Below are 22,512 nucleotides of genomic sequence, written 5' to 3'. Positions count from 1 at the left end.
GCCGGCGCACGTCCGGCCGGAACCGAACCGGAACCCCGGCACGGAAGGCTGACCACTGCGGCGGGAAGCCGGCGAGCCGGGGAGAGGTGACGCCAGGATGAGCGAGGACCATCTGCGGCTGGTGATCGTCATCGCCAGCATCCGCCGAGGCCGGTTCGGTCCGGTCCCGGCGCGCTGGCTCTGCGACGAGACCAACCGTGGTGGGCGCATCGAGGCGGACGTGATCGACCTCGCCGAGGCCCGCCTCCCCGAGGTCGCCGGCGATCCGGCTCCGCCCGCCGTTCGCGACCTCGCACCATGGCTGGCCGCCGCGGACGCGTTCGTCGTCGTCACACCGGAGTACAACGGCAGCTTCCCCGGCTCGTTGAAGACGGCCATCGACTGGTTCCGCGACGAGTGGCGTCGCAAGCCCGTGGGCTTCGTCTGCTACGGCGGTCCGGCCGCGGGCCTGCGGGCGGTGGACCAGCTGCGCCAGGTGTTCACCGACCTGGACGCGATGACGGTGCGCGACCCGGTGACCATCCCGCACCATCGGTCCGCCTTCGATCTCGCCGGCCGGCCGGTCGATCCCGGTCTGACGGTCGCGGCTGGTCGCATGCTCGAACAGCTCGTCTGGTGGGCCGACACGTTGCGGCGCGGACGCCTCGCACCGACCGACACCCGACTCGGGACACTTCAGGAAGGAATTCGATGACAACCGAAGGCACCACCGCGGCCGTACCGCGGGCGGGCCGCCGGGAATGGATCGGGTTGGCGGTGCTCTGCCTGCCCACCCTGCTGGCCTCGGTGGACCTCACGGTCCTGTATCTCGCACTACCGCATCTCAGCGCCGACCTCGGCGCCACCACGACCCAGCAGTTGTGGATCGTGGACATCTTCGGGTTCCTCACCTCCGGCCTGCTGGTCACCATGGGCACGCTCGGTGACCGATTCGGCAACCGCCGGATGCTGTTGATCAGCTCCGCCGCGTTCGCCGCGGCGTCGCTGCTGGCGGCGTACGCCACGACGCCGGAGATGCTCATCGGCGCCCGCGCCCTGCTCGGCGTGGCCGGTGCGGCAGGAATGCCCGCCGCCCTGGCCCTGATCACCCACATGTTCCGCGACCCGGCGCAGCGCGGCGTGGCGATCGCGTCGTGGATGAGCTGTTTCATGGGCGGCCTGATGCTCGGGCCCCTGGTCGGCGGCATCATGCTCGAGTACTTCTGGTGGGGCTCCGCGTTCCTGCTCGCGGTCCCGATCATGCTCCTCGTCCTGGCGGTGGCCCCGGTGCTGTTGCCGGAGCGCCGCAACCCGGGCGCGGGCAAGCTCGACCTGCTCAGTGTCGCGATGTCGCTGGTCGCGATGATCTCGCTGGTGTACGGGCTGAAGAAGCTCGCCCAGGACGGCTTCACGGCACCGGCGCTGCTGGCCATGGTGTTCGGCGTTCTGGTCGGCGTGCTCTTCGTGCGGCGGCAGCGGAGCCTCACCGACCCACTGCTCGACCTGCGCCTGTTCGGCATAGCCACGCTGCGCGCCGCGCTCATCCTCGGCCTGCTGGTCAGCGCGCTCAACGGCGGCGCGTCTCTGCTGGTGACCCAGTTCCTCCAGGTGATCGAGGGGCTGTCACCGCTGCGGGCGGGCCTGTGGCTGCTGCCGCCGTCCCTGGCCATGATCATCGCGTTGTTCCTGGCGCCGGGCCTCACCGCCAAGCTCAAGGCGGGCCGGGTGATCGCGCTCGGGCTCGGCATCGGGGTGGTGGGCTACCTGATCCTGGCCCAGGTGGAGAGCGTGGACGGTCTCGGGCTGCTCGTCGCGGGCTTCGCGGTGCTGCTGTTCGGGATGGGCCTGCCCTCGTCGCTGGGCACCATGCTGGTGATGGGCGCCGCGCCGCCGGACCGGGTCGGCTCCGCGTCGTCGTTGCAGCAGACCAGCAACGAGTTCGGCATCTCGATCGGCATCGCCACGCTCGGCAGCATCGGCATGGCGACCTACCGCAGCGAGTTGGCGGACACGGTGCCCGACACAGTGCCGCCCGAGGTGGTGGAGGCCGCCCGTGAGGGCATCGCGCCGGCCAGCGTGTTGTCCGCTCAGTTCCCCGACCTGCTGGCGCCGGCGCGGGCCGCGTTCACCGTCGGTCTGAACAACGTCGCCTGGGTCAGCGCGGCGCTGATGATCGCCCTGGCCGTCTTCGCGTACTTCGCGCTGCGGCACACCCAGCTGAGCGAGATGACGCCGCCGACCGACATGCCGCCGCTTGCCGAGCAGGCTACGGCCGCGGACGCCGCCGGCGTCGAGGCCGGCCGCACCGACGACGCCCCGCAGACCGTTCCGCCTCAACGCTGACGCCGATGCCCGGCGGGCCTGGCCCGCCGGGCATCGCGGAAGGAGTAACCATGTCACTCGACGTGGATGGCACCCAGGTGACGCTGTGCCGCGACAGCGCGCGGCCCAGCGTGCGGCTGCGGCGCCGCTATCCGGCACCGGTCGCCGCGGTGTGGCGGTGCCTCGTCGAACCGGATCAGGTCAACGCCTGGTGGACGCCGATGACCGTCGAGCTGGTGCCGCAGGCGGGCGCCGAGATGACGTTCACCTGGCCCGGTGGCGACACCGATCCGGGCCAGGTCCTCGCCGTCGACCCGCCCCACCTCTTCGCGTACACCTGGGGTCCGGACACCCTGCGCTGGGACCTGTCCGCCGCGGACGGCGGGACCGACCTCACGTTGCTGACCACGGTGGCCGATCCGGGCCACATCGCCTACAGCGCGGCCGGCTGGCACGCCGGCCTCGACCTGCTCGGAGACCACCTGGCCGGCCGCGAGGTCGTGCCACCCGGCCCCGATCCGGCACCACCGGCGCTGGTCCAACGCTATCGTCGGCTGCTCGACGGAGAACAGGAATGACACATGGCTGACGAAGAGATCCACGACAGTCCCACCAAGTGGGTGGCCGACCACGTGCGCTCCTACGTGGAGACCGATGGCGCCAAGGGACACGACTTCCAGGGCAAGCTACCCACCCTGCTCCTGACCACGCGGGGCCGCCGGACGGGCAAGCTGCGCCGCACCGCACTGATCTACGGGCGGGACGGCGACCGGTACGTGGTGGTGGCCTCGGCCGGTGGGCAGGAGACGAATCCCGCCTGGTACCTGAACCTCTGCGCCGAACCGGAGGTGTCCGTGCAGGTGTACGGCGAGACCTTCCAGGCCAAGGCGTCGGTCGCCGCCGAGGCGGAGCGGCCCGCGCTGTGGGAGCAGATGACGGGGATCTTCTCCACCTACCGCCGCTACCAGAAGAAGGCCTCCCGGGAGATTCCGGTGGTGCTGCTGGAACCGCTGCGTTAGGCCCCCACCCCTGAACAGGCTGTGCGCCTCCGTCGGTCCCCCCGTCCGCGGAGGCGCACAGCCCTGCCTCAGCTCGCCCGCCGGTAGGCCGCGGTCAACTTCTCCACGGCGGGCACCACGTCGTTGGGCGTGGGCAGGCCCATCATCTCGGTACGCAGACGGACCGCGTTCTCCTTGAACGACGGGTCCTTGAGCACCCGCATCAGGTCCTCGCGCAGCCCCGCGGGGGTGAGGTGGTCGGAGTCGTAGGCCAGCCACACCCCGGCGCCACGCTCCTGCAGCCCGTTCGCCTGCGCCACCGGGCCGAACCACTTCTCGCTCCAGTACGCGCTCGGCACGATGAGCTGCGGTACGGCGTGCTCGAAGGCCGAGGCCATCGTCGAGGATCCGCCGTGGTGCACGATGGCGCTGCACGTCGGCAGCAGGACGTTCATCGGCACGAAGTCGACGACCCGCACGTTGTCCGGTATCCGTGGCGCGGAGGCGAGCTGCTCCGCGCTCATCGTGGCGACCACCTCGATGTCCAGGTCGCCCACCGCCTCCAGCAGGTCCGCGGCGGATGCCTCGGCGACCTCCGCCTCGCGGTGGGTCATGCCCAGCGTGACGCAGACCCGCGGCCGGACCGGCGGCTCGTAGAGCCACCGCGGCACCACCGAGGGGCCGTTGAAGGCGAGGTGACGCATGCGGATGTAGTGCGGTGCGCTGGGGCGCCAGGTCCACGGCGGCATGGTGTCGATCGTCCACTGGCCGTGCACGACGTCGTCGGCGAACGGGCCGCCGCCGTGCGTGCGCAGCAGCGGCTCCAGCCAGGCGCGCATCGGGTCCGGCCGGGATCCGCCGGCCGCCTTGACCGCCTCCCAGAGCTGCACGAAGGCGTCCGTGCCGAACAGGATGCGCGCGTGCGCCGCGCCGCAGGCCCGGGCCACCACCGGTCCGGCGTAGGTCATCGCGTCCCAGAGCACCAGGTCCGGCTGCCAGGCGCGGGCGAAACCGATCAGGTCGGTGAGCATCGCGTCGGTGTGCAAAAACGGGAGGAGGTTCGTGGTGAGGTACTCGAGCTCGGCGTACGGATCGTCCCGGGCGTAGTCGGTCTGCACCGGCAGCGTGGGCGGTGCGGCCGGGAGCTTCGGCGGCTCGGACACCTCGTCGACCTCGGCCAGCGTCTCGGCCATGGGCTCACCGGCCAGGACGGCGGTGAGCCCCGCCTGCGCCAGCGCCTCGGTCGAGCCCGGCTGGCAGGCGACGCGGACGTCATGACCGGCGGTGCGCAGCGCCCAGGCCAGCGGCGTCATGATGTAGAGGTGTGACTTCAGGTCCGGGGGAGCGACGAACAGGACACGCATGGCGGGTCTCTCCTTCGGGTTCGAGGTGATTCACCAGCCCGCCGGCGGGTTGACGCCGGCGGCCGGGGGGAACAGCTCGTCGAGGCGTCGGGTCACCGCGGGGTCGAGCGGGCTGTCGAGCGCGGCGAGGGCGCCGTGCAGGTGCGCCACGGTGCGCGGGCCGATCACCGCGCCGGTCAGTCCGGGGCGGCCCAGCACCCAGGCGAGCGCCACCTCGGCCGGGTCCAGCCCGAGACCGGCGCAGTACTTCTCGTAGTCGGCGACGGCCTCGTACCGGTCCTCCAGGGCCCGCATCGCGCGCCCCTGCGCCGTCTTCACCGCCGTGCCGTCGGCCAGCTTCCGGAGCGCGCCGCCGAGCAGCCCACCGTGCAGCGGGGACCAGGCGAACACCCCGACGCCGTACGCCTGGGCCGCCGGGATCACCTCCGTCTCGGCCTGCCGGGTGACCAGGTTGTAGGCACACTGCTCGGCGACGAGCCCGAGGTGACCGCGTCGGGTCGCCGTCTCCCGCGCCGCGGCGATGTGCCATCCGGCGAAGTTCGAGGAGCCGACGTACCGGATCTTGCCCTGTCCGGTGAGCGTCTCCATCGCCTGCCAGATCTCGTCCCAGCCGGCGTGTGGATCGAAGTGGTGCATCTGGTACAGGTCGATCCAGTCGGTGCGCAGCCGCCGCAGGGAGTCCTCGCAGGAGGCGACGATGTGCCGGGCGGACAACCCGCGGTCGTTGGGCCAGTCGGTCATCGGGTTGAAGACCTTGGTGCCCAGCACCACCTTCTCCCGCCGGCGGTCGCCCTGGTCGAACCACGCGCCGATGAGTTCCTCGGTCAGCCCTCGATGCACCTGCCAGCCGTAGTGGTTCGCGGTGTCGAAGAAGTTGATGCCGTGGTCCAGCGCCTCGTCCATGAGGCGGAACGCCTCTTCGCGCGTGGTGCGCACACCGAGATTGAGCGTGCCCAGGCACAGCGGGCTGACCTCCAGGGCGGTACGGCCGAGTCGGGTGTAGCGCATCGTCGCTCTCCTTCGTCTCAGCCGCGCTGCCCGACGAACAGGCCGCGCCCGGTCAGCCCGTCATCCAGGAACTCGGCCGGACAGCCGGCGTCCGCGAACGCGCCCAGGTACTCGTCGCGGCTGAACAGCATGAGGTGCGACGTCTGGGTGAACTCCCGGATACCGCCCGCGTCGCCCACCAGGAAGCGCACCTCCAGGTGCGACACCCGACCGGTGCGGGTGGTGTGCGACATCCGGGCCACCGCCCGCGTCCCGTCGGTGTCGGAGTCGACGGCCAGATGACCGTCGAGAAACCGCTCGGGAAACCACCACGGCTCCACCACCAGCACGCCGCCCGGCTCCAGGTGTTGCGCCATGGACGCCACGGCCTGACGCAACTCGGTCACCGAGCCCAGGTAACCGATGGCGTTGAACATGCAGGTGACCGCGTCGAAGCGGCGGCCCAGGCGGAAGTCGCGCATGTCGCCGTCGTGCACGGGCACCCCGGGTAGACGCGCCCGGGCCGTGGCCCGCATCGGCTCGGACAGCTCCACGCCGGCCACCTCGTCGAAGGTGCCGGCGAAGGTGGCCAGGTGTGCGCCCGTCCCGCAGGCCACGTCGAGCAGGCTGGCGGCCTGCGGACGCCGGTCGCGGATCAACCGGGTCAGGGCCTCCGCCTCGGCGGCCCAGTCCTTGCCCCGGCTGCGGTAGATGAACTCGTAGATCTCGGCGAACTCGGCGGTGTAGGTCATCGGCGTACCCCGGCGAACAGGCCGCGGCCGGGCAGGCCGCCGGCGTCGGTGAGATGCTCGGCGGTACAGCCCGCCGACCGCAGGGCGTGGAGATAGTCCTCCCGGGTGAACAGGGTCAGCATCTGCACGTGGGAGAAGTGCCGGATGCCGCCGTCGTCGGCGACGACGTAGTGCGCCTCGTGCCGGGCCGCGGGCCCCTGCCGCGCCGAGTGCGAGACCCGCACGACGGTACGGGTGTCGTCGCGGACCACGTCGTGGGCGACGTGCCCGTCGAGGAAGGTGTCCGGGGACCACCACGGGTCGATCACCAGTACGCCACCGGGAACGAGGTGTGCGGCCATCGTCCGGACCGTCGCACAGAGCTCGTCGACGTCGTGGGCGTAGCCGATGGTGCCGGTCAGGATGCACACGGCATCGAACTCGCGGCCCAGCGCGAACGACCTCATGTCGCCGACGTGGACGGCGCCGGACGGCAGTTTGGCCTGCGCCACCGTGCACATCGCCGGGGACAGTTCGAGCCCGGCCACCTCCACGAACGTCGCCGCCAGCCGCCGCAGGTGCTCGCCGGTCCCGCAGGCCACGTCCAGCACGGACCGGGCCTGCGGCCGGCGCTCGCGGACCACGCGCGCCACGGCGTCCGCCTCGGCGGCGAAGTCCTTGCCCCGTCCCGCGTACAGCAGGTCGTAGATCTCGGCCACGTCGGCGTCGTACGCGGCCGAGGTCACCGTGTGTTGGCCGGTCACCGGGTGCCGCCCGCCGCGACGGTGTGCCGGCCGAGCCGACGGGTGAGGGATGCGCGCAGCGCCGCGACGACCACGTCCACGTCGTCGTCGGTGAGCGCCTGGTGCATCGGCAGGCACAGGGTGCGTTCGGCGGCCCGCTCGGCCCGGGGCAGCCGCGCCGTCGACCCGTACGCGGCCACCCGGTGCAGGGTGGGATAGCGGAACGTCGTGTAGATGCCCTGGGCGTACAGGTCGCTGGCCACGTCGTCGCGGATTCCCTCGTCCATCTGCACCCAGTACAGGTAGTGCGAGCTGCGCTGGCCCTGCGGCAGCGGCGGAGGCAGGGTCAGACCGGGCACGTCGGCGAGGCCGCTGTCGTAGCGCGCCTCGACCTCCCGCCGTCGGGCGGCGAAGTCCGGCAGTCGACCCAGTTGCACCAGGCCGACGGCGGCCTGCATGTCGTTCATGATCGAACGCCTGGAGAACGACGAGATGTCGAAGTCCCACCAGCGGTGCGCCGACTGCCGGGCCTGGGAGAAGCCGCTGAACTGCTCCAGACCGAAGTACGCGAGCTTGGCGGCCCGCGCCACCAGGTCGGGATCGCGGGCGGTGAGGATACCGCCGTCCCCGGCCACGACGATCTTCTGCGCGTCGAAGCTCCACACGCCGATGTCGCCGAGCGTGCCGCAGGGCACCCCGTCCACGCGGGAGTCCACCGCACAGGCGGCGTCCTCGATGAGCAGGATCCCGCGTTCCCGGCACAGCTCGGCGATGCCCGCGATGTCACCGGGACGGCCACCGTAGTGCAACGCCAGCACGGCGCGGGTGCGCGCGGTGAGTGCCGTCGCCACGTCGTCGACGGTGGGGTTGAGGGTGTGCGGATCCACGTCGCAGAAGACCGGACGGGCACCGTGCGCCGCGACGGCGTTGCCCGCGCCGACGAAGCTCACGGTCGGCAGCACCACCTCGGTGCCGGGCCCCACACCGGCGAGCTGCATCGCGATGAACGTCGCCTCGGTGCACGAGTTCACCGCCGTGACCCTGCCGGTGTCCACACCGAGGTGGCCGGCGAAGGCCGCCTCGAACGCGGCGGTGCGCGGTCCCTTGCCGACCCAGTTGCTGCCGAACACCTCGGCGATGGCGCTCAGCTCCGCCTCACCGAGGGACGGCTGAAAGACATTGATCATGGCCCGTCACGACCTCTCGTAGTCGTCGTGGTGGCGGACCCAGTCCATCTTGTCCTCCAGGTGATCTTCCTGGCGACCCAGCGGGGTGAGGTCGAGGTAGTTGTAGGTGTTGTTGAGCAGGTCGCTGCCGCGCCGGTAGGTGGAGTAGGCGTAGCGCACCACGTCGCCCTCGCGCAGGAACGTGCTGACCCCGGGCATCTCCGGCTCCGGCTCGTCGTCGTCCAGGCGTACGTGGAAGTCCTCGTAGAACGTCGTGCCGTGGCAGGAGACGAACGGCACGGTCCAGCCCATCCGCTTGACGAACTGCTCGGTCTCCGCCGGCGGCTCCGGCGACACCACCACCAGCGTGGTGTCCCGGGCGTGCAGGTGTGCCAGGTGGCCGATGTTGTCCACCCAGAACGAGCAGATCGGGCACCAGCCGTACCCCTCCAACGAGCCCATGAAGTGGTACGTGATGAGCTGGCGTCGGCCGTCGAACAGGTCGAGCAGGCTCAGCCGGCGATCGCCCGGGGCGATGAAGGTGTAGTCCGTGTCGATGGTCAGCAGGGGCAGGGCCTGCCGCTCACGGGTCACCGCGTCGCGGGCCCGGGTCAGTTCCTTCTCCCGCTCCAGCAGCGCCTTGCGGGCGGCCAGCCACTGAGCCCGGTCGGCCGGTGCCGGGGCGGTGGCGGTGGCGGTCGCCCTGCCCGTACCCCCGTCAGCGCAGCACGACATCGGCCCGCTCCAGCTCTGCCAGGAACACCCCGCGCGACAGCGCCTCGGCGGTCCGCTCGATGTCGTCGGACATGTAGCGGTCCTCGCTCAGCGTGGAGACCAGGCCGCGGACGGTGTCATAGGTGGCCCGAGCGGCCGGGCTGAGCTTGTCGGGCCCGCCCCGCAGGTCCACCGCCTGCGCCGCGGCCAGGAACTCCACGGCGAGGATGCGGTCGTTGTTGTCCAGCACCCGCCGGGCGTTGCGGGCCGCGATCAGGCCCATGCTGACCACGTCCTGGTTGTCGCCGTTGGACGGCACGCTCTGGGTGCTGGCCGGCCCGATGGTGCGGTTCTCCGCGACCAGCGCGGTGGCCGGGTACTGCGCGCCGGCGAACCCGCTGTTCAGGCCCGGGTCGCCGGCCACGAGGAACTCCGGCAGCCCGTCGCTGAGATGCCGGTTCAGCAGTCGGTTGGTGCGCCGCTCGGAGAACACCCCGAGCTGGGTGAGCGCGATGGTCAGGAAGTCCATCACGAAGGCGATCGGCTGGCCGTGGAAGTTGGCGCCGTGGAAGACCTCCTTGCCGACGAAGAACAGGGGGTTGTCGTTGGCCGAGTTGACCTCGGTCTCCAGCTTCTCCATGGCGTGGTAGACGGTGTCCCGGACGGCGCCCACCACCTGCGGGATGGCCCGCAGCGTGTACGCCTTCTGCATGTAGATCTCCGTACGGGAGACGCCGGTGGCGGCCCGCTCGGTGGCCTGCAACTGCCGGCGCAGGTCCACGTGATCCAGCGCCAACCCGCTGCCCCGCATCAGGGTCCGCATGTTCGCCGCGGTGTCGATCTGGCCGCGGTGCGGGCGCGCGATGTCGTGGCCCTCGGCGAGGAACGGACTGGTCGACGCACGCATGGTCTCCAACACCAGCGCGGTGACGACCTCCGCCTGGCGTACCTGGTCGAGCGCGCGCTTGGCCACCAGGCAGCCCAGGCCGGTCATGCCCGAGGTGCCGTTGATCAGGGAGAGGCCCTCCTTGAAGCGGAGCTCCAGCGGCTCGATGCCGAGCTTGCGCAGCACCGGGCCGGTCGGCACGCGGCTACCACCCTGCAGCAGATAACCCTCGCCGATGAGGGTGGAGGCGATGTGTGCCAGCGGAGCGAGGTCACCGCTCGCCCCCAGCGAGCCGATCTGCGGGATGGCCGGCGTCAGGCCCTCGTTCAGATACAGCGCCAGCCGCTCCAGCACCTCGGGGCGGACCGCGGAATATCCCTTGGCCAGGGCGTTGAGCCGGGCCGCGACGATCGCCCGGGCCTCGTCCTCGGCGAAGTCCGGCCCCACGCCGGCGCTGTGACTGCGCACGAGGTTGGTCTGGAGCTCCACCTCCTTCGAGGTGTCGACGAGCATGTAGACCATCTCGCCGTAGCCGGTGGTGACGCCGTACACCGGCTCACCGCGTCGTACGGTGTCCTCGAACATGGCCCGGCTGCTGGCCGCACGGCCCAGCGCGTCCCGGTTCACGCCGCAGCGGACGCGGTCCACCGCGACCTTCCACACATCGGGCACGCCGACGGTCTCGCCGTCGAAGTCGATGGTCGTCTGGGTCTCGACAAGGGTCACAGTGCACACTCCATCGGATCGCGGTGTTTCGTTCTTCCGGTACGGAGGCCGGCCAGGGCGCGCCGGTCGACCTTGCCGCCGGTGTTGCGCGGCAGGGAATCCACGGTGGTGAAGGTGACCGGCAGGGCGGGATCGCCGAACCGGCGGCGCAGTGCCGAGCGCCAGTGGGCCGGGGTCCCGCCGGGGCCGGGCACGACGTAGGCGTCGAGGCGGACGACCAGGCCGTCGTAGCCGGTCACGGGGACCACGGCGCAGGCGGCCACGGCGTCGTCCGCGGCCAGGGCGGCCTCGACATCGGCGAGCTCGATCCGAACGCCGTACATCTTGATCTGCAAATCCCGGCGGCCGTGAAACTCCAGCACGCCGTCCGGGCGCCACCGGCCGAGGTCACCGGTCCGGTAGTGCGGGGTCACGCCGTCGTCGCCGGCCGGCGGGTGGAACACCCCGTTGTCCGCGGCCGCCGCCCCCACGTACCCGGTGGTGACGTAGCGGCTGCGGATCACCAGGTGACCGATCTCGCCCGGCGGGCACGGGCCGTCGCGGTCGTCCAGCACGAGCAGGTCGCGTCCGGGGATGGGCCGGCCGATCGCGACGGTCCCGGGACCGGTGTCCGCGACGGACACCTCGTGCCAGGTGGCGAGAATGGTCTCGGTCGGTCCGTACAGGTTCACCAGCCGGGTCCGCGGCAGCCGCGCCCGCAGCCGGCGGGCGAGCGGGCCGGGCAGCGCCTCGCCGGCCAGCAGCAGGGCGGCCAGCCGGGTCGACGCCGGATCGCCGGCGAGCAGTGGTTCCAGCTCACGGGCGAAGCTCGGCACGGTCTGCAGCACTGTCACGCGCTCGCTCGACAGCCACGGCACCAGGCGATCCGGGTCCGCGCGTATCCGCCACGGCACCGGGCACAGCGTGGCGCCCGCGCGCAGGGCCGCGAACACCTCGACGAGGCAGGCGTCGTAGCCGGGTGACGCCCACTGCGCCAGCCGGGTCCCGGCACCGATGCCGAACTCGGCGGCGAACCATCCGGTGAACTGCGCCAGCGCGGCGTGGGTCTGCCGAATGCCCTTCGGCCGGCCGGTGGTGCCCGACGTGTACGCCACGTACGCGGTGGCCTCCGCGGCGACGGCGGACACCGTGGTGTCGGTGGCGCCGGGGATGCCAGCGAGCTCCAGCACGGGCACGCCGGTCGCGTCGACCGCCCGGCGTACCGGATCGTCCGGGTCCGAGTCGGTGAGGACGCATGCCGGCCCCAGATCGGCGAGCGCGGCGTGCGCCGTCCCGGTGCCGGCGAGGCACACCATCGGCGCCCCCGAACCGAGCGCGCCGACGAGCGCGACGACCAGGTCCGCGCCGGGGGACGCGAGCACGGCCACCGGTCGTCCGGACCCGGCGCCGTGGGCCCGTACCGCCGCCCGCACACCGGCCGCCCGGCGCGCCAGCTCGCCGTAGGTGAGCTCGACGTCGCCGGCCGACACGGCGATCGCTTCGGGATGCCGCCGGGCCCGCGCCCGGATCAGGTCGGCCACGGTCGGCTCCGGACCCTGGCTGTTCGCGGTCACGCCTCCTCCTTTCCAGATCGGGTACGGCGACGGGGAGATCAGCGCAGCCGCACGGGAAGCGCGCTCAGGCCGTGCATGACGACGCTCGCCCGCCAGGCCAGCGCTTCGGCCGGCTTGGCCAACCGCAGGTGCGGATAGCGGCGCACCAGCGCGCGAATGGCGATCGTCGCGTCCAACCGGGCCAGCGGCGCCCCGATGCAGTGGTGCAGTCCGTGCCCGAACGCCACGTGCGCGTTCTGCGGCCGGTCGACGCGCAGCGTGGCCGGCTCGGCGAACCGCTCCGGATCGCGATTGGCCGCCAGCAGCGAGACCAGCACCACCGCGCCGGCCGGAATGGTGGCCCCGCCGACGGCCACCGGCTGCCGCGCCCGCCGGGCGGCCACCTGCACGGGACTCTCGTACCGGAGAACCTCCTCCACGGCGTCGGGCACGAGGTCCGGATCGGCGCGCAGCCGCTCGAGCTGCCGACGGTCGGTCAGCAACGCCAGCATCGCGTTGCCGATCAGGTTGACAGTGGTTTCGTGTCCGGCGATCAGCAGCAGGAACACCATGGAGGTGAGCTCGTCCTCGGTGAGCCGGTCACCGCCGTCCCGCACCTGTGCCAGGGCGGAGAGGAGGTCGTCACCCGGCTCACGGCGTTTGTCGCGCAGCAGGCCCTGGGCGTAGTCCAGCATCTCCCCGGCGGCCGCCTCCAGCTCGGCGAGGCTCAGCGCGCTCGCCGTCAGGGTGGTGGTCCAGCGGTGGAAGGCGGCGTCGTCGGACTCGGGGATGCCGAGCAGCCCGCCGAGCACCCGGATGGGCAGCGGCAACGCGTACGCCGCGACGAGGTCGACCTCGTCCGTGCCGGCCATCGCGTCCAGCAGATCCTCGGCGATCCGCTCGATGCGTGGCCGCATGTCCTCCATCCGCCGCCGAGTGAACGCGGCGGAGATCAGCCTGCGCAGGCGGGTGTGGTCCGGCGGTTCCCGGTTCAGCATGTGGTTGTTCATGCCGAGGCGGAGCCGCTCGGAGAGACCGCGCCGGTCGGCCACCGCGCCGGTGCGGCCCTCCAAGCGGGTGTCGGCCAGACACCGGCGCACCTCGTCGTACCCGACCACCAGCCACGCCGGACCGCCGGACGGCAGCGCCACCCGGTGCACCGGTCCCAGCTCCGCCAGGCGTGCGGAACCGGCGTGCCGCTGTGCCGCGTCACCCAGCAGGAAGTCCGCGGCGTGCGGCGCGACGCTCATGCCGTCATCCTGGCAACAGCGGGCGTCGCGCAGCGCCTTCGTGGTTGCGCTGCTGGAACGAGGTGCCTCCGGCATGATCAGGACCGGCCGAACTGTCCCGGCCTGCGACCCGCGCCGGCCGGTCCGCGGTACGCCTGGGCGATGTCCAGCCAGTGCTCGGCGTCGGCCCCCGTCGCGGTCAGGGACAGGTCGTCGCGGTGCCGGCGACGCGTGACGAGCAGGCAGAAGTCCTCGGCCGGGCCGGAGATCCGCTGCTCGGCGTCCTCCGGGCCGAACTGCCAGACGGCGCCGGACGGGGCGGTGAGCGTGTATCCGAACTCGACGTCGGGGGTCGACTCGCCGCGCGCCTGATAGCCGAAGTCCCAGGTACGCACGGCGAAGCCGCACAGGAACCGGATCCGGTCCGTCCGCACCTGACGTACGCCGAGCGTGTCGGCGATGTCCTGGCCGTGGCCGAACAGCTCCATCATGCCGGCGCAGGCGAGCACCGGCGCGGGCAGTGGCCGCACCAGCCAGGGCACCACCTGACCGTCCGGCACGGCCGCGAGCGCCTTCTCGGCCGTGACGCGTTCCTCCCGCCACCGGTTGAGCAGCACCTGCGGCGGGTCGGAGAGGTAGGCCGACAGCGCCACGTCGACGTTGCGGTCGAAGTCACCGCTCATCGTCGCGACGCGGGCGCGGAAACCGTCCGGGTCCGCGGCGGCGAAGCCGGCCAGCCGGAATGTCGCGGCCAGGTGGGCCACCTGGTGGGCGATGGTCCAACCGGGAGCCGGTGTGTCCAGCTTCCACTGTGCGTCGTCGAGGCCGGCGAGCAGCCGGTCCAGCTCGTCACCGTCAGCGGTCAGGGCGGGGATCGGGTCGGGTCCGGTCACCGTGAGGTCCTCTCGATCGGGCGTACGGGTGGCGTCGGGCGGCGGTGCGTGTGGACTGGATCGGCGTCGGTTCTCTGCGGCATCGAGGCCCTCCGGTCGTCGACGTGTGAAGTGCGGTCCCGGGACCGTGGATGGTTCCGGCGGAGCCCGTGCGCCATCCCCGGAAAACGTCTCCATGGTCGACCTCGCACGGATGTGACGCACCTTCGTCAGTGCGCTGCGCGGCGGTGTGGATCTTCGTGGCCGGGGTGTCCGGGGCGACTGCGCACGAACGCGTACGCGCGGCGCGGGTGGCGTTGGGCAGACGTGTCCCGGCGTCGCCGCTGGACCCGGACCGTGGTCCGCCTCTTCGCGGCGCGGCGCGCGACTCACCGGGACCGGAACGTTTCCGGACCGTCTTCGCACCGTCGCTGGGGCACCATGAACGCCGGACGGGCGCGTCCGAAGAACCGAAGGGAGTCACACGATGGCGGAAAGCACCGATTTGCCGAGCTCACTGGGCAAGCCCGCGCTGCGGGCGCTCGAGGGCGCCGGCTACACCAAACTGGAGCAGTTCACCAAGATCAGCGAGTCCGAGGTCAAGGAGCTGCACGGGATGGGCCCGAAAGCTCTGAGCACGCTCAAGTCGTCGATGAAGGCGAAGGGCCTCTCCTTCAAGTGAACCGTGACGACCGGGTGGGTGGCTGTTCGTCACCCGCCCGGTCTCGTCACCGCACTTTGGAAGACGGCATCAGGTGGTAAACGGGTACGAAGGCCACACACCAGCTCCATCGAAGTGTGGGGCGTCGACCCGGAGGAAGCGGCATGACACAGGCCAGAACAGCCATCATCATCGGTAGCGGCATCGCCGGCAGTGTGGCGGCGCTCGCGTTGCGCCGGGCGGGCATCGAGCCGACGGTGTTCGAGGCGTACGACCGACCGTCCGACGATGTCGGCGGCGAGTTGATGCTGGCGCCCAACGGCATCGACGCGCTCGGCGTCGTCGGGGTCGAGGACGACGTGCACCGGCTTGGCAGCCCCATCCGCCGCACGGTGATGACGGACGGCCGAGGCCGCCCGTTCGGCGAGTTCGAGCACCTGCCCGACCTGCCGCCGAGCCGCGCGGTCAAGCGTGCGGACCTGCAACGACTGCTGCGCGAGCGGACCGAGGCGGCGGGTGTCCGCATCGTGTACGGCCGGCGTCTCGTCGGCGCCACGGACTCGCCGGACAGCATCACCGCCAGCTTCGCCGACGGCAGCAGCGCGACCGCCGACGTCCTGATCGGCGCGGACGGCATCCGCTCGGCCGTCCGGCGTCTCATCGACCCGGGCGCACCCACCGCGCAGTACACCGGGATGCTCGGCCTGGGCGGCGCCGTGGAGGCGCCGTCGGTCGGTGAGCCGGGCGTCATGCATCTGGCGAACGGGCACGACGCGTTCTTCGGCCACTGGATCGGGTCCGACGGGCGCCTCAACTGGTTCAGCAACATCACCAGCGACGAGCCGATGGCGATGTCCGAGGCGCGCCGGGTGCCCGCGGACCGGTGGCTGAACCGGTTGCGCCGGGTGCACGCCGAGGACGTACCGGCGCGCGACGTGCTCGACCGGGCCGGGCCGCAGGACGTGTTCCCCTTCGGCGCCATCGAGATCCTGCCCCCGCTGCGGACCTGGTACCGCGGGCGGATGGTGCTCATCGGGGACGCCGCGCACGCGCCCTCCCCGGTGTCCGGTCAGGGCGCCTCGTTGGCCTCGGAGAGCGCCGTGCAGCTCGCCCGGTGCCTGCGTGACGTGCCCGGGGTGCAGGCGGCGTTCGCCACCTACGAGATGATGCGCCGGCCCCGGGTGGAGAAGATCGCCGCCGATGCCGCGCGCGCCAATCAGGCCAAGGCACCCGGCCCGGTCGCGTCCGCGTTCATGCGGCTGCTGGCCCCGGTCGCGCGGCACACCGTGTTGAGGCCCGAGCGGATGTTCGGCCCGGTGCACCGGCACCGGATCGACTGGAACCGGACGGTCACCCCCGCCTGAGCGGCGTCGACCGGTCCGCGGTGTACGCCTCGTGAACCTCCCGCAGGGCACCGATGCCGCCGCCGAAGACGGTGACCGCCAGCTCGGTGACGCCGGCCTCGGCGAACTCGCGGAGCCGTCCGGCGATCCGGTCCACCGGCCCCAGCAGCGACGTACGGTCGACGAAGTCCGCCGGTACGGCGGCGGCCGCCTCGGCGTACCGCTTCGCCAGGTACAGCTCCTGGACGTCACGGGCCGCGTCCGCGTACCCCATGCGTGCGGCGAGAAGGTTGTAGAAGTTGCGGTCTCGGCTGCCCATGCCGCCGAGATAGAGGGCGACGTGCGCGCGGACCCGGTCGACGCACCGTGCGACGTCGTCGCCGACGGCGAGCGGCACCGAGGCGATCACCTCGAACCCGTCCATGGTCCGGCCGGCGCGGTGCCGGCCGGACCGGACGTGCCGCAACTGCTCGGCGGCGAACTCCGGGCTGAGGAATGCGGCGAGCCAGCCGTCGCCGATCTCCCCGGCCAGCTCCAGGTTGCGCGGGCCGACCGCGGCCAGATAGATCGGCAGGTCCGGTCGGGGCGGATGGACGGTCAGCCGTAGGGCTCGACCGGCACCGCCGGCCAACGGCACCGGGTAGTGCCGGCCCGGGTGGGCGAGCGGGCGCCGGGACAGGGCGAGGCGGAGCACGTCGACGTACTCACGGGTCCGCCCGAGCGGGTCGGCGAAGGGCACGCCGTGCCATCCCTCGGAGACCTGTGGTCCCGAGACGCCGAGGCCCAGCCGGAACCGACCGCCGGACAGGCGATCGAGGGTCGCGGCGGTCATCGCGGCGAGGGCGGGGCTGCGTCCCGGCAACTGCATGACGGCGGAGCCGATGTTGACCGACCGGGTGTGCGCGGCGATCCAGGTCAGCATCGTCACCGCGTCCGAGCCGTACACCTCCGCCGCCCACACGGTGTGGAAGCCGAGCCGCTCGGCCTCGACGGCCAGCCGCACCCGGCCAGCGGCATCGCCGGCGCCCACAAGATGTCCCAGATTCAGCGACAGTCGCATCCGACCATCGTGTCGCCGGGTCGCAGCGGCGGGCATCTCGCGCCGTGCCGTTTCCGCAGCGCAGGGCCCAGGCGACGCCCGATCAGACGGGGCCTTGCACCTGCGCAGCCTGGGAGGTGCCTCCGGTCGAACTCGGGGCCAGGATGTGTGACGAGAGCAGGGGGTGGCGATGACCGGAGGGCGCGGAAGTCGCACCGCTGCTGTGGTGAGCACGATGGCGGGACCACACATCAAGGTCAGCCTCGTAGGGGCAGACGGAGGGTCGTCACCGCCGCGGGCGGGTGCCGGCGGTCCAGCGACGTGTCTCTCATCCGGCGTTGGAGGAGTCTGATGTCCATCCACGATTCACGTGTCGAAGCTATGGATCCGGTCGAGTTCGCTCGTCTGGTCAAGCACACTCCGGACGACGAACTGCGCGAGGTGATGCGCGGTGAGCGGCGGACCGAAATCCTCGACCACCTGATCGGCGGGATGCTGTCCGCGTTCCGGCCCGAGGTCGCCGGACGGACCCGGGCGGTGGTGCACTGGCGCATCGGCGGTCGACCGGACGGCGGGGTCGACACCTACCAGATGGTCATCGCCGACGGCGTCTGCACTCTGTCGTCCGGCGTCGACGGGCAGCCACAGCTGACCTTGAACCTGGCCGCGGCCGACTTCGTCCACCTGGTCACGGGCAACGCGCACGCGGTGATGCTGGTGATGAAGGGCCGGTTGAAGACCCGCGGTGACCTCGGTCTGACCGCCCGGTTCCCCACCTTCTTCGCCGCCCCCCGGCCCTGAGCGGCGCGGCCCGGACCGCGGCGTCCGTGTCCATCTGGCGATTCGACACGTGAGGAGCGAGAGCATGACCGGCACCGGTGGGCACGGTGGAGGTGGGCGCGATGCCGTGAATTCGGCCGCCGACTCTGGCCACGAGGACCACGACGACCCGTGGCGCGGTATCCCGGCCACACTGCTCGACGGTTCCGGCTACCACATCGGCGGGCCGGCTGGAGACGGGCGGGACACTGACGAAACGCTCGGACACTCGCGCGCCGAGAACGTCGAGGACCGCTGGCGCGGCATTCCGGCAACCCTGCTCGACGGCCCCTCCTACGACATCGATCCGGCGGGTGATTCCCGATGAACGGCGGGCTCGCGACGCGCGCCGTCGGGCGGTACGACCCGGGCAGGACCCGCGGGCGTCACCGGGTCCCGTATGCCGGCTGAGGTGCGCGCGCCGCGGTCGGTGTGCTGGTCGCCGCTTCCCGGCCGGGCGGCGTGCCGGTGCCCGTCTCCCACGTGCCCCTCAGCTGGCACGGTCGGCCCGGCGGGGAAGCTGTTGCGCCACCGCGGGCGCTGGGTCGCAGACCTGCCGGGTGCCGTTGGTCGGCGTCGCGTCGGTGGTGGGGGAGCGGCCGTGCGTCGACGGGACCGTGTCGGACGTGTCGGCCGGTCTGCCGAAACGCTTGGTGACCAGGTGCTCCTGCGCCATTCCTCGAAGCGCGGCGAGCGCCGCGTCGAGCAGCACCGCGCGGGCCACCGCGGCGGCCCGCTCCACCTCCATGTCGTCGCGCGGAAGCAGGCTGAGCTCGCGGTCCGCAGACTGCTCCGCGAGTTGTGCGTACGGTTGGAAGAAGTCGGCGCCGTGGCTGCAGCCGAGTTGGCGCAGCGCCGCGAGGACATGGGCCAGCCGGTTCCGGCCCGGGACGTCGTCGCCCACCTGCCAGCCCAGCTCGTTGATGAGGCGGTCGACCTCGACTCGTTCGGCCGTCACGTCGTTGACGGCCTTGGATTTGTCGAGGTCCGGGTACACCACCCGGTTGGCGGTCCGGTACAACCCGGGCAGTGGGAGGTCGTCGTCCTCGATGGCCGTGAGCAGTTCCATCACCGTGGACAGCTCAAGCTGGCCGATGCCGGTCATCGCCCGGATGAAGAGTAGGCGCCGTCGGTGCGCCTCGCCGTACTGCGCCTGGTTGCGGCCAGTCGGTCGGCCCGGTGGGACGAGGCCCTCCCGGAGGTAGAACTTGATCGTTGCGACGGGCACGCCCGTATAGCGGCTCAGGTCAGAGATGCGCATCGAGTTCCCCCAGCTGGTCGACACAGCCCCGCGGTGCGATCCTCCCATGTGGAAAGGGTGGAGATTGATGGCGATCCCATGGCACGCTCGTGGCGGAAGCGTTCGGACCGTCACCGCGTCGCGGTTGCGGCCCGGGTGGGACCGGCGGGTCGAGCCGTCAGGCAGCGGTACGGTCGGCCTCGCGGAGCTTCGTGATCATTACGGGCGCGGGGCTCAGGGGCGTCTCGGCGGCCTGCTGTTCCGCCGCGACCCGGGCCAACGCGAGTTTTCGACTGTCCATCAGGGCCAGTAGCACGGGCGGATCGATGCTCTGGATCGGCTGCAGATCGAGGTCCACCCGGATGTCGGAGTTCCAGGCAACCGTCAACGGCCCCTCCGAGGCCACGGCGATCGGCCGGTTCGCCTCATCGGGACGCCCGCCTCCGTTGGCGTCGACGGCTTGAGCGAGCAGGTACCAGGTGCCTGGCGGCACCGTGCCGAAGTTGAAGTAGCCACCGTCGGGTAGCACCGCGCAGCGCACCGGACGACCTTCGGGGATGCGGTCGGTGAAGAGGCCGACGAAGACCGGCCCGTTCGGCCGGCCCGGCTGCGGGGGGATGCGGCCGTGTACCCGGGCCTCGGAGGGCGGGGCGGGTTCCGGGTCGGTCGCGATCTGTGGGGCGTAGCCGGCGCGGCGCCGGTAGGTGGTCGGCGACATGCCGACGCTGCGGGTGAACCGCGAACTGAAGGTGCCGACGCTGTTGTAGCCCACCCGGAGGCTGATGTCGGCGACGTTGAGTGTGGTGGAGATCAGCAGCTGCTTGGCGCGTTGCAGACGCAGTGCCGACAGGAAGCGGCCCGGGGAGACCCCGGTGGTCCGCTGGAAGATCCTGGTGAAGTGGAACTTGCTGAACATGGCCGCCCTGGCCATGTCGTCGACGGTGAGCTGCTCGCCGAGGTTTTCTCGCATGGTGCTGATCGCGCGATTCACGGCCTGCTTGGTCGATTCCTCCATGATGCCTCCCCCTGACCAGTCCGGCGATTTTTCGTACTAGGTGGTAATAATTGTCGTGTAAAGCATCGCGGTTTCGGTCCCATCGGGCGCGGTAGTGATGCATATGATTGTGCTGGTATGCCCTGCTGTCTCACTCCCGCCGCCCGGAAGGGCTCCGCTTCCGGTCGAGGCTAGCCCAGCCCCGAGCGATTGACAATAGTGCTGATCATTGGGGGCAATAGAGCGCAATCGTGAAGAGAGGAACGCCTTGAGCAGTGCTTTCAACACGTATATGCGGCTCGACGGTCATCCATGCGGATAGCGGTGCGACCCACTTTCCACGGGGGGTGCCGAAGGTGGTCAATTCGGTATCTGGTCACGGATACGGTGCCGCTGGGCTGCGGTTTGAAGCGAAACGTCGGTAATTGTCGATCATGTACCCGGCTGTCTGGCTACCTTCAGTGAATCTGGCGGTTTGCCGACTGAAAAAGAATATTGACCCGAGCGACGGACGGACGGTAGGATTATTTGTTCACGCTTTGGGGTGGATTTAATGAAATGGTTAGTCAGAGTTTCCCGGATCGCCAATACCTGTTATTTAATTAAAAGAAATAGCTGCCGGAATTCCTCAAACGGGGATTGTGTGACCAATGTTCGCCAAATTTCCGGTCAGGCGCAGAATGCCTCAACAAGCCGCTCTTCGCGCCGGATCTCTGCCGGCCCGCGAATTCAGTCGGGGCTGATTCCACAAACTGTCGTCCGACTCGGTCGACAATAGGAGAGGTGGCAGTGGAATCCCGTCGGCCGCACCGCCTCGTGCCACCCGGCACGGTCCCCACCAGGATGGGGGCGAGGGTTGCCGGACCGGCCCCGTTCGAGTATCCCGTCCATGGGACACCCGTGTGTGACACCCGCCGAGCGGCGCCTCCCGCTGCTCAGGAAGGCGTCCGACACGGGGCCGCGTCGTTGCCACCTCACGCGAACCCAGGAGCCGCCAGGCGGGCCGTACGCCGTCGCGGATCAACCGATGGTGCGCCGGCTCCAGCCCGCCGTCGGGGCCGGCGCGACGCGTTGGGCGCGCGCGCCCAGGTGACGGGCGGCGGTGAGGCTCGACCAGGCGGCCAGTTCGACGAGGCCGCGGTCGTCGTACCCCCGGGCGCGTACCCGGTCGACGTCGGCGGCGGCGACCCGGTACGAGGCGAACGCCACCAGCAACGCCAGGCGCCCCGCCGGGCGGTCCGGCTCCGGCAGGCCCGCGACGCACTCGTCGAGCCAACCGAGTCGCAGGGCGGCCGGGCGCGTGTCCAGGACCGACGGGGGCGCGCCAAGGCGAGGGAGCTGCGCCGTCAACAGCCGGCGTACCGCTGCCGGGACGGTGCGTTCGCCTGCCGCGTCGACTACCGCCGCGGACCGGGCGAACGCCGCCACCAGGTGCGGCCGGTCACCGGTCCAGGACAGGTCCGGCGGCACCGTCGCCGGAGGCAGCAGGCCCGGGGACTCGCCGGGGACCACGCTCCTGCGGGCCAGCCCGGCCAGGATCCGGGTCGCGCCCCGGCGCAGCACCGCCGCGACCGGGCCGGGCACCGGCGGCAGGGGCGAGTCCGGCAGGAAGACGTTGACCATCCGGTTCAGGTAGTGGAACACCACCGCGACGCCGACGAGTTCGGGACCGTGCTCGGGTGGGAACGGCGGCGGCCCGCCGTGGGCGGCCCAGCCGGCCAGCTCGCGCAGCCGCGGGTCTTGCAGGTCGGCCAGCTGCCCGGTCAGCATGGCGGCGGCGTCCGGGCCGCGCAGCAGACCGGCGAGGGTGCCACCGTGCACGTCCACGCAGTACGGGCAGCGGTTGGCCTGGGACACCCCGGCGGCCACCACCTCCCGGGCCTCCCGGCCCGTCCGCCCGGACGCCAGCAGGGCCTCGCGCAGCATGGTCCAGGCCGCAGCGAGCACGACCGGAGAGGCCGCGTGCAGCGCTACCGGCGGTGCGAGCATCCCGAAGTCTCGTTCGACCTGCTGGTACACGGCCGCCACCGGGCCGTCGGCCCGGCCCGGCGCGACTGGCGCGACGTGCTGGAGTTGCAACGCCGTGGCGGGTCGGGTGACCCTCGCGATGAGCTTTCGCACCGATTCCCCCTCGGAAGAACGGGCGTCGGCCGGAGCCCGGCTGGCC

Annotated in this window: 22 protein-coding genes; 8 read left to right on the top strand and 14 right to left on the bottom strand. The window is 71.5% G+C overall.

Annotated features, from left to right (window positions below):
• Window positions 1-97 precede the first annotated feature (97 nt).
• From AB0877_RS11675 to AB0877_RS11660, 4 genes are read left to right on the top strand one after another with little or no spacing between them, the layout of a single operon-like run.
• Complete coding sequence (locus tag AB0877_RS11675; RefSeq protein WP_366608522.1) at window positions 98-694, top strand: NADPH-dependent FMN reductase; 597 nt, start codon at window positions 98-100, stop codon at window positions 692-694.
• The gene (locus AB0877_RS11670) at window positions 691-2,322 is read left to right on the top strand and encodes an MFS transporter (protein ID WP_366608521.1); all 1,632 of its coding nucleotides are present in this window, start codon (window positions 691-693) and stop codon (window positions 2,320-2,322) included. Before AB0877_RS11675 ends, AB0877_RS11670 begins: the two co-directional genes overlap by 4 nt.
• Window positions 2,323-2,372: 50 nt before the next feature.
• The gene (locus AB0877_RS11665) at window positions 2,373-2,879 is read left to right on the top strand and encodes an SRPBCC domain-containing protein (protein WP_366608520.1); all 507 of its coding nucleotides are present in this window, start codon (window positions 2,373-2,375) and stop codon (window positions 2,877-2,879) included.
• A gap of 3 nt (window positions 2,880-2,882) precedes the next feature.
• On the top strand, window positions 2,883-3,320 hold the full coding sequence (locus AB0877_RS11660; protein WP_366608519.1) for a nitroreductase family deazaflavin-dependent oxidoreductase: 438 nt from the start codon (window positions 2,883-2,885) through the stop codon (window positions 3,318-3,320).
• 68 nt (window positions 3,321-3,388) lie between these two features.
• Here AB0877_RS11660 and AB0877_RS11655 read toward each other — a convergent pair whose 3' ends face one another.
• The 10 genes from AB0877_RS11655 to AB0877_RS11610 all read right to left on the bottom strand — a co-directional run bounded on the left by AB0877_RS11655 (window position 3,389) and on the right by AB0877_RS11610 (window position 14,270).
• Entirely contained in the window at window positions 3,389-4,663 is a 1,275-nt protein-coding gene (locus AB0877_RS11655) for a nucleotide disphospho-sugar-binding domain-containing protein (RefSeq protein WP_366608518.1), read from the bottom strand.
• A gap of 30 nt (window positions 4,664-4,693) precedes the next feature.
• Window positions 4,694-5,671 carry an aldo/keto reductase gene (locus AB0877_RS11650; RefSeq protein WP_366608517.1) on the bottom strand — a complete coding sequence of 326 codons (978 nt, stop codon included), beginning with the start codon at window positions 5,669-5,671 and terminating at the stop codon, window positions 4,694-4,696.
• 17 nt (window positions 5,672-5,688) lie between these two features.
• The gene (locus AB0877_RS11645) at window positions 5,689-6,402 is read right to left on the bottom strand and encodes a class I SAM-dependent methyltransferase (RefSeq protein WP_366608516.1); all 714 of its coding nucleotides are present in this window, start codon (window positions 6,400-6,402) and stop codon (window positions 5,689-5,691) included.
• Window positions 6,399-7,145 carry a class I SAM-dependent methyltransferase gene (locus AB0877_RS11640; RefSeq protein WP_366608515.1) on the bottom strand — a complete coding sequence of 249 codons (747 nt, stop codon included), beginning with the start codon at window positions 7,143-7,145 and terminating at the stop codon, window positions 6,399-6,401. Before AB0877_RS11640 ends, AB0877_RS11645 begins: the two co-directional genes overlap by 4 nt.
• Window positions 7,142-8,311 (bottom strand): DegT/DnrJ/EryC1/StrS family aminotransferase, encoded by a 1,170-nt coding sequence (locus AB0877_RS11635; RefSeq protein WP_366608514.1) that lies wholly within the window; start codon window positions 8,309-8,311, stop codon window positions 7,142-7,144. The genes AB0877_RS11640 and AB0877_RS11635 overlap by 4 nt, the downstream gene beginning before the upstream one ends.
• 6 nt (window positions 8,312-8,317) lie before the next feature.
• A complete protein-coding gene (locus AB0877_RS11630) occupies window positions 8,318-9,025 on the bottom strand; it encodes a DUF899 domain-containing protein (protein ID WP_366608513.1) in 708 nt (235 codons plus the stop codon).
• Window positions 9,009-10,616 (bottom strand): tyrosine 2,3-aminomutase, encoded by a 1,608-nt coding sequence (gene cmdF / locus AB0877_RS11625; RefSeq protein WP_366608512.1) that lies wholly within the window; start codon window positions 10,614-10,616, stop codon window positions 9,009-9,011. The genes AB0877_RS11630 and cmdF overlap by 17 nt, the downstream gene beginning before the upstream one ends.
• Window positions 10,613-12,169: an AMP-binding protein gene (locus tag AB0877_RS11620; RefSeq protein ID WP_366608511.1), complete on the bottom strand. Its 1,557-nt coding sequence runs from the start codon at window positions 12,167-12,169 to the stop codon at window positions 10,613-10,615. The genes cmdF and AB0877_RS11620 overlap by 4 nt, the downstream gene beginning before the upstream one ends.
• Window positions 12,170-12,207: 38 nt before the next feature.
• Entirely contained in the window at window positions 12,208-13,398 is a 1,191-nt protein-coding gene (locus AB0877_RS11615) for a cytochrome P450 (protein ID WP_366608510.1), read from the bottom strand.
• Window positions 13,399-13,475: 77 nt separating this feature from the next.
• Window positions 13,476-14,270, bottom strand: a complete 795-nt coding sequence (locus AB0877_RS11610; protein WP_366608509.1) for a TIGR03084 family metal-binding protein — start codon at window positions 14,268-14,270, stop codon at window positions 13,476-13,478.
• Window positions 14,271-14,736: 466 nt separating this feature from the next.
• On the opposite strand from AB0877_RS11610, the gene AB0877_RS11605 reads away from it, so the two are divergent.
• Both AB0877_RS11605 and AB0877_RS11600 read left to right on the top strand, forming a co-directional pair.
• Entirely contained in the window at window positions 14,737-14,931 is a 195-nt protein-coding gene (locus AB0877_RS11605) for a DNA-binding protein (RefSeq protein WP_366608508.1), read from the top strand.
• Between the two features lie 143 nt (window positions 14,932-15,074).
• Complete coding sequence (locus tag AB0877_RS11600) at window positions 15,075-16,274, top strand: FAD-dependent monooxygenase (RefSeq protein ID WP_366608507.1); 1,200 nt, start codon at window positions 15,075-15,077, stop codon at window positions 16,272-16,274.
• Here the strand turns inward: AB0877_RS11600 and AB0877_RS11595 are convergent.
• Entirely contained in the window at window positions 16,261-17,313 is a 1,053-nt protein-coding gene (locus AB0877_RS11595) for an LLM class F420-dependent oxidoreductase (RefSeq protein ID WP_366608506.1), read from the bottom strand. The genes AB0877_RS11600 and AB0877_RS11595 overlap by 14 nt on opposite strands.
• 330 nt (window positions 17,314-17,643) lie before the next feature.
• Here AB0877_RS11595 and AB0877_RS11590 point away from each other — a divergent pair, with 330 nt between their 5' ends.
• Together AB0877_RS11590 and AB0877_RS11585 are read left to right on the top strand one after the other, a co-directional pair.
• On the top strand, window positions 17,644-18,093 hold the full coding sequence (locus AB0877_RS11590) for an SCP2 sterol-binding domain-containing protein (RefSeq protein ID WP_366608505.1): 450 nt from the start codon (window positions 17,644-17,646) through the stop codon (window positions 18,091-18,093).
• Window positions 18,094-18,157: 64 nt separating this feature from the next.
• On the top strand, window positions 18,158-18,439 hold the full coding sequence (locus AB0877_RS11585) for a hypothetical protein (protein ID WP_366608504.1): 282 nt from the start codon (window positions 18,158-18,160) through the stop codon (window positions 18,437-18,439).
• 162 nt (window positions 18,440-18,601) lie between these two features.
• Here AB0877_RS11585 and AB0877_RS11580 read toward each other — a convergent pair whose 3' ends face one another.
• The 3 genes from AB0877_RS11580 to AB0877_RS11570 form a co-directional block, all read right to left on the bottom strand.
• Window positions 18,602-19,372 carry a MerR family transcriptional regulator gene (locus tag AB0877_RS11580; RefSeq protein ID WP_366608503.1) on the bottom strand — a complete coding sequence of 257 codons (771 nt, stop codon included), beginning with the start codon at window positions 19,370-19,372 and terminating at the stop codon, window positions 18,602-18,604.
• 157 nt (window positions 19,373-19,529) lie between these two features.
• A complete protein-coding gene (locus tag AB0877_RS11575) occupies window positions 19,530-20,366 on the bottom strand; it encodes an AraC family transcriptional regulator (protein WP_366608502.1) in 837 nt (278 codons plus the stop codon).
• A gap of 999 nt (window positions 20,367-21,365) precedes the next feature.
• Window positions 21,366-22,466, bottom strand: coding sequence for a carboxymuconolactone decarboxylase family protein (locus AB0877_RS11570; RefSeq protein ID WP_366608501.1), 1,101 nt, complete (start codon window positions 22,464-22,466; stop codon window positions 21,366-21,368).
• Window positions 22,467-22,512 lie beyond the last annotated feature (46 nt).

The organism is Micromonospora sp. NPDC047644 (assembly GCF_040704315.1).
In the GTDB taxonomy this organism is placed as follows: domain Bacteria; phylum Actinomycetota; class Actinomycetes; order Mycobacteriales; family Micromonosporaceae; genus Micromonospora.
This window is presented reverse-complemented; position numbering and strand designations above follow the sequence as displayed.